The sequence below is a fragment of the Microvirga vignae genome (assembly GCF_001017175.1).
Taxonomy (GTDB): domain Bacteria; phylum Pseudomonadota; class Alphaproteobacteria; order Rhizobiales; family Beijerinckiaceae; genus Microvirga; species Microvirga vignae.
Window position 1 is genome coordinate 1 of sequence record NZ_LCYG01000141.1, and the last position, 6,248, is coordinate 6,248.

Sequence of the window (6,248 nt, forward strand, 5' to 3'; positions counted from 1 at the left end):
GTGTTTGGTTGATAATGCCGGCGCTCAATCAGGAACACATCTTGCACTGCCCCCTGTAGTGCCGGCAAGGGCGTCCACCTCGCCATGCTCGAAGCGAAAGCGGAGGTATCCTTCCAGAACGTGCCAGGCTTCATCGTCGAAGCGGTGAATGTGCAGATAGGACGGCCCGGAGTCGGTCCACTCGCGGATGACCAGGATTTCTCCAGCGACCGAGACAGGTCCAGAGCCGGGCAGGGCAATGGTCGGCTCAAACAGAACCCGTGAGGCTGCCATAAGGGCCTCCAATGGGGGGCCAATCTCAGCAAGCGGCACGAGCCTCCGCGTGCGAACGCATCTTAACTGACCGAAACGGCTCGGTTCCGTGCGGTGCCTCACACCTGTCTTGCCCGCCTGGAGCAGGTATCTGATCGGCAGTGCTAGAACGCCCCCGTTTAGCATGATCTTGGAAGGCGGTTCGTAGCTGCAGGAGTCGGTCGGCATAGGCTCGACTCAGGCAGGCCGGATCGCCGCCCCAGGCCTGGCGCCGTTTGAACCAGCAAACCTGCCCCTTCTTGAGACCGTCGCCCCATCGCGAGCAGCGGCTTGTGCTGGGTGGCGAGGAAAGCCCGGGTGCCTGACGAGTGTGACCGGGTCCTTCGCCTCGCAGGAGGGGAGGGCAGGTCACAGGCGAAGAGCGGACCTTCACACAGCCAAGCTGGATGGCCGGCCGTGACCCTGAGCGGTCACTCATGTTTCAGCGCGGCGCTCCTCGCGTGCTGCTTCCCACACGTCGCGGGCAGCATCCGCATTCATTGCCGCGATACCGAGGCCAACAATCAGATCGGGCCACGCCGAGCGCCACGCGAAGTGAGATTGCGAGACCGCGTGGACATTACCGGCTCTGGTGCATGGCAAGCTCAGCGCAGCGACGGCGCGGGCTTGCCAATCGAGCCGTGTGACGGCAATCTCAGCTCAACAAGACGTTCAGCGGGTGGTTGCCGGAGCATTGTCTCGTCGGGCAACAGGACAAGGGAAACGGCCAAATCATGATCATGGACGGTGGCAGCGCCGATGCCGGCGAGACAGACGAGGGAGCTTTGACCGGGCGTCGGGCGGAGCTTCTCAGCCGCCGGTCGTTTCTGATTGGCTCGGCCGTCGGTGTCGGCGCGCTGGGGCTGGCCGGTTGCGCGACATCCGACGGCATGAGCGTCGCCGAGGCGGCGAAGCTCTACGGGCCGGTGCCCGATGAGAAATTCCCGATCCCGGCGGTCGACATCAGCAAGGTCGATCCGAAATATTATCGCCGGACAGTTCGCTATGACACCAAAGAGGCGCCCGGTACGATTATCGTCGACCCCGGCAATTACTACGTTTACCGCATCGAAGGCGACGGAACCGCCACCCGCTATGGTGCCAATGTCGGCCGTGACGGGTTTCGGTGGAGCGGTGACGCTTATGTTGGGCGCAAGGGCGAATGGGCGACCTGGACCCCGCCCAAGGAGATGATCCGGCGCCAACCCGAGGCGGCCAAATGGGCCCGCGGCATGCCGGGTGGCCTCGACAATCCGCTCGGCGCCCGCACGCTTTATCTCTATCAGAACGGCGCTTACACGCTCTACACGATCTACGCCAGCCTCGACGCGGAATCGATCGGCACAGGCATCACAAGCGGCTGTGTCGGCCTCCTCACTCAGGACATGATGCACCTGTACTCACGAACGCCGGTCAAGACAAAGGTGATTGTCCTGCCAGCATAGCAACGGCGCCAGCCCCGGCTCGCGCTGCTGGTGCGGGCAGCGCAAAGGACAGGCTCGTTCTTGGCATCTGAGGGATTGTACGGGGGGCGATCCCTGGAAGGTCGACGCCGCGACCTTTATCGTCACGCAAGACTCCAGGTTCGAGACGCCAGCATCCAGCGACCCGGCAGCCATTCCCGAGGTCAACTACACGACCGCCATTCCTTGGCAATGGGTTGGGCGATGGGGAACGGCGGCTCTTGGCACATCTGCGAAGTAGGCCGAATGCCTGCTGAGCCGGAAGTAGAAGACCTTCCAGATACGCGTGCAATTTCGTTGGTAATCCTAAACTCGATTATCGTTCCAATGGGACCACTTGGCGGGGGCGGGTCAGTGCGCGGATCAAAACACGACCCAGCCTCGACCTTGGATTTGTGGGATGGCTATGGAGCGCTCAGGGAGCGTCCTCACGGACATGGCTGATGACCGTATTGAGGTGGGGTTCCTGACGTTGATTCATGCCTGGGTACCCCAGAGATCCTCAAGCTCTTCCTGTTGCTGGCTCCTTCGCCCTACATGCTCTTACCGATGAGGAGGCCTTTTAACATTCATATGCTTGCCAACCAATCTACGATCCAGAACGGAGAGGGTGAAGCTGAGTAAACTCAGGAGGTCAGAGGTGCGGGTGTCGTTGATACTCCCTGTTCAACAGCAGCCTTCTCTTGAGCTGCAAGAGCTTTCTTGAAGCCGTCCCGCTCCTGCAGTTCGGCCCAATACTCTCGAACTGCTTCCGGAATGCGGTCGCTCAAGCCTAAGTACTGCGCCAGCATAAGGGCATAGCCCACAGATATGTCGGCTACGGTAAAACGGTCAGCGCAGAGGTAGCGGTGTGACGATACTTTCCTCTCGACGCCGCGAAGGCGGGATAAGAACCAGCGGGAATAGTCCTGTACGACCTGTGGCAGCTGCCGGTCTATGGGCTCGAAGCGACCATAACGCAGAACGAGCGTCTGTGGAAATGTCAGCGTGGCCTCGCCAAAATGAACCCAGTTTAGGTACTCTCCATATTCACTTTCATTCGGCGCTATAGCGAGATCGCCCAAGCTGTGGCGCATGGCAATGAATTCACAGATCGCCGCCGATTCTGTCATTCTTGTTGTGCCATCGATATAGGCCGGAACAGTACCGAGCGGATTGATTTGCATATACTCGGGCGAGCAGGCTCGCGGTGGGAAAGGGAGCATTACAATTTGGTAGGTGAGCTCCAGCTCTTCCAAAGTCCAAAGCGGCCTGAACGAACGTGCGCTCATACAATGATAAAGTATCCTCACCCTTCCCATCCTTATCAAATTTGGCTCAGCTGTACGCCCGTATTGTTCAATGCGGCTACTCTTCGCGCCATCGAGACCCTTTGGAGAGCAAGAGGATCTGTGGGGCACCCAGCACCGGATCAATTTCAGGTGCCCGCCATTTCAACACGTTGACCTGCCCGTCAATGAAGACGGATCTCAAATGTTCTATTGCTGTCCTACAAATCCTTATGCTCTCCTTCATCGCTGCAGAAGGGGGAGGAAGTTAGGTCAGGGGGTGGAAGTGGACCTTGCCACAGCCGCGCGCAAAGGCAGAGTTTATCCCTTAGCAGACCCGCCGATTCCTCGCTTTGACAGCGAAGACGATCTTCTGTTCAGACGGTGAAAGATACTGTTCTCAAAGAGAGCATGGAATTACCTGTCGCAGCCGGTCGGCAGGTTGAGACCCGAAGCAGGCAGGCCACGATGGCCAAAAGCTCTTAGCTCTAAAACGACCTCCTTTTTTCACCGGGCAGCAACATAACCTCCCCATACCCCCTTACTCCGGAATTGCGACGGAACCCGATAGACTTATGCAGTCTCGTCTGGCTTTAACCCGAGTTGCTCTTCCACAATCTGACGCATGATAAATTTCTGGACCTTGCCGGTGACGGTCATGGGAAACTCGTCTACGAACTGGACGTAGCGTGGGAACTTCTGGTGAGCGATTTGTCCCTGGCAGAAGGCCCGCAGCTCGTCCTCCGTCATCGTCTCACCTTCCTTGGCACTCCAGTCCGGCTCAAGCGCGAAGATCCAACCGGTGTTGGCGGGGGGCCACGAGGCGAAGCGAACGGCAATTATCGCCATGGCCAGTTCACATACGAAGCGATTGCCGGGGGGCAAGAACTGGCCGACCTCATCCGCTTGGTCCGCGCCACATCAAGGTCGCTCTCGTGCGAGAAGGGTCCAGGGATGTCGCGATAGAGCACTCAACCGCTTGTCAAGGCGGTGGAGTGCTGATGGCTTGCTGTCTCGTCGTTCAGCATTCTCAGCGAGGAGGCCGTGGATCGCCACCGTCCGGGCCGCTTGGAGCACCGGGAGGGGAGTCGAAATCCAACGGCAGAACAATCGTCGGCCCGCCCAGCTTCTCAAGGGCAATAACTAGAAGTTCGCGTAAATTCCTGAAGCCGAAGTCCGGTATAGTCAATGTCCCGAAGCACGCGTCAGATATCTCAAAGGCGCGTGGATCCCAGCAGGTGTCTGGGTGGGATGGGCTTGAAGTGCGCAAAAAGCGGCCGTGGTGGATCTCAGGCGGTGCGCAGGGGTCAACGTTAGGATCGGCGGGTCGGCTAAGTTCTCGGCAGCGAGCTACATATGCCTTACGCACCTCTTCGGAGTTGACGGTGGCCATACACGTGTAGCCGGACTCGGCGGTTACAAGAATTAAGGCTGGATCGGGACAGTTGTTCATCTTCGCTTGCAGGGATTGGCACCTATGGCTCGTCCAGTTTACCCTTTGGCATTCTCGGAGCACTTCACGCGCTGCCTGTAACGCCTTAGAGCAGGCTGAGGCTTCATGTGAAGGATGTGCAGGGTCAATAGGTCCGCGGTTGGGATCGCTTTGTGCCTTTTGCTGCGCTTTGTCGTCTTTGCTAGCTTTATCTTCGTATTTTTTCCAAAGCTCGTTCACCTTGGCTTTAGAGGCCTTCTTTGCAGCCTCGTCCTTTCCTTCCTGAATTTTTATGTCCTCATCGATTGCTTTACCTACAGCATCGCTTGCCTCCTTTCTTTCTTTAGCAGTTAATTCGGCATAGGCTTCCCATTCTTCCTTTTGGGCGCGGGAGTCCTGTTCGTTCAGACCGAGATACTTCCAAACCTCCCCATCGCTGCCCCGCATCTCGCCTTTATACCCCCACGAGTAGGCACCGCCTTTCTTGGTTACATCCTTCCCGACGAACTCCCCTTTGGACATGGTGGGATCGCCACCGGCGCAAGCGCCAGTGATAGTAGCCGGATCGAAGGGTCCGTCGCCTTGGTCGCCAAGCGGACCGGGAATGCCCTTCTCGCCAAACCCGCGCGCGGCGTCCACATGGAGCTTAGTCGCGCAGTCATCAATTGCTTGTTTGATTTGCCCCCCTTGGTTCACCGCATTTAGTAGACAGCTGTAGAGTGAGTCTTCCGCCAGTGGGCCTGCTGTAGTAGCTAGTACAGAACCTATCTGCGACGCTGCCCAAACCGGTACCATAGCATTCGCTGCCGCGAACATAATGGTCGCAAGGGTCGTACATAGCACGGAGGTGCGTATCGGAGGGGATGAGATGCGCATTGCTGCCTCCCCTTGAAGCCGCCCCTAAAGGGACAGGTCAATAAGATAACTGCTAGGCATGCCTCAGTCAGCACGGGCGGAATGCTGTAGAGTTCATCCCTCAAACCAGAGCAGGGGCCTTTAAGCCCAATCCATCGGTCGCCAGCCGACCTCGATCCGTCATTGCCGTCAACAAACGCTAATTATGGCATAATGCGGTCACTCAGTTTGTGCGGTTTGTCACCTTTGGAACAGGCCATGCAAAATCAGTGAGGTGAAACTGAAGATAAAGGTCCTTTCGCTGTGCTGGTCGGAGCGTTCTTCTCCTTCATGGCTGGTCGGGCATTTGGGCTCAGTCATTGCAGGGCCTCCCGCTAACCCTGCGGCAGCCATTCCGGAGGGCCAAGAAGCGTGTGCGCCCGAGAAGGCAACACTGGAGAAGGGGTTCATCCAACAGCGGGACGTGAATGGCGACGGTGCGAAGGACTACATCTTTGACCATGCCGCATTCTCCTGTGGAGGAAGCTTGAGCTTCCTCTGCCTCCCGCACCTCCCAGGGATCGAACACACCGTTGCTGACGGGGTTACTGCTGGTCTCTTGGTCCTGGCGTATCTCGTTCAGCCCGTATGGCTGACATCGGATCACTCTCAGCCTACAGCGGTCTCATGGAGCTTTTGCAGAACTTTTCTCCCGGTCGGCACCTGGGGCTTGGCGGCATACTCTGGAGCAGCGCAGGCGCAATTTTCGGCGGCCTCTTGGTTGCTCTGCTTTGATCTCGTATGCGCTGAAATAACTGGCTCTTGGACTAACCTATATGCCCTGTTACTGTTTCTCAAGAAACTGGGACGGCAGGCGCCCTTGGACACAGGCAAGTGGCACACAATCATGGTGGCCAGTGATGAGGAAGAGGAGCAGAAGACCGCTGCTCTGAAGCCTCT

At 58.0% G+C, this 6,248-nt stretch carries 4 protein-coding genes and 3 pseudogenes; 2 read left to right on the plus strand and 5 right to left on the minus strand.

Annotation, left to right across the window (positions count from 1 at the left end; translation table 11 throughout):
• Positions 1–24 precede the first annotated feature (24 nt).
• Positions 25–273, minus strand: coding sequence for a hypothetical protein (locus AA309_RS30780; RefSeq protein ID WP_047192836.1), 249 nt, complete (start codon positions 271–273; stop codon positions 25–27).
• 453 nt (positions 274–726) lie between these two features.
• Positions 727–918 (minus strand): annotated as a pseudogene (locus AA309_RS38010) (cation transporter); the annotation flags it as partial.
• 107 nt (positions 919–1,025) lie between these two features.
• On the opposite strand from AA309_RS38010, the gene AA309_RS30785 reads away from it, so the two are divergent.
• Entirely contained in the window at positions 1,026–1,736 is a 711-nt protein-coding gene (locus tag AA309_RS30785; protein ID WP_047192837.1) for a L,D-transpeptidase family protein, read from the plus strand.
• A 644-nt stretch (positions 1,737–2,380) separates the two neighbouring features.
• Here AA309_RS30785 and AA309_RS30790 read toward each other — a convergent pair.
• The 3 genes and pseudogenes from AA309_RS30790 to AA309_RS30800 form a co-directional block, all read right to left on the minus strand.
• Positions 2,381–3,025: a glutathione S-transferase family protein gene (locus AA309_RS30790; protein ID WP_425286919.1), complete on the minus strand. Its 645-nt coding sequence runs from the start codon at positions 3,023–3,025 to the stop codon at positions 2,381–2,383.
• 570 nt (positions 3,026–3,595) lie between these two features.
• Positions 3,596–3,787 (minus strand): annotated as a pseudogene (locus tag AA309_RS30795) (AMP-binding enzyme); the annotation flags it as partial.
• 265 nt (positions 3,788–4,052) lie between these two features.
• Positions 4,053–5,330: a hypothetical protein gene (locus AA309_RS30800; RefSeq protein ID WP_047192840.1), complete on the minus strand. Its 1,278-nt coding sequence runs from the start codon at positions 5,328–5,330 to the stop codon at positions 4,053–4,055.
• Between the two features lie 253 nt (positions 5,331–5,583).
• On the opposite strand from AA309_RS30800, the pseudogene AA309_RS36170 reads away from it, so the two are divergent.
• Positions 5,584–6,248, plus strand: a pseudogene (locus tag AA309_RS36170) (hypothetical protein); the annotation flags it as partial.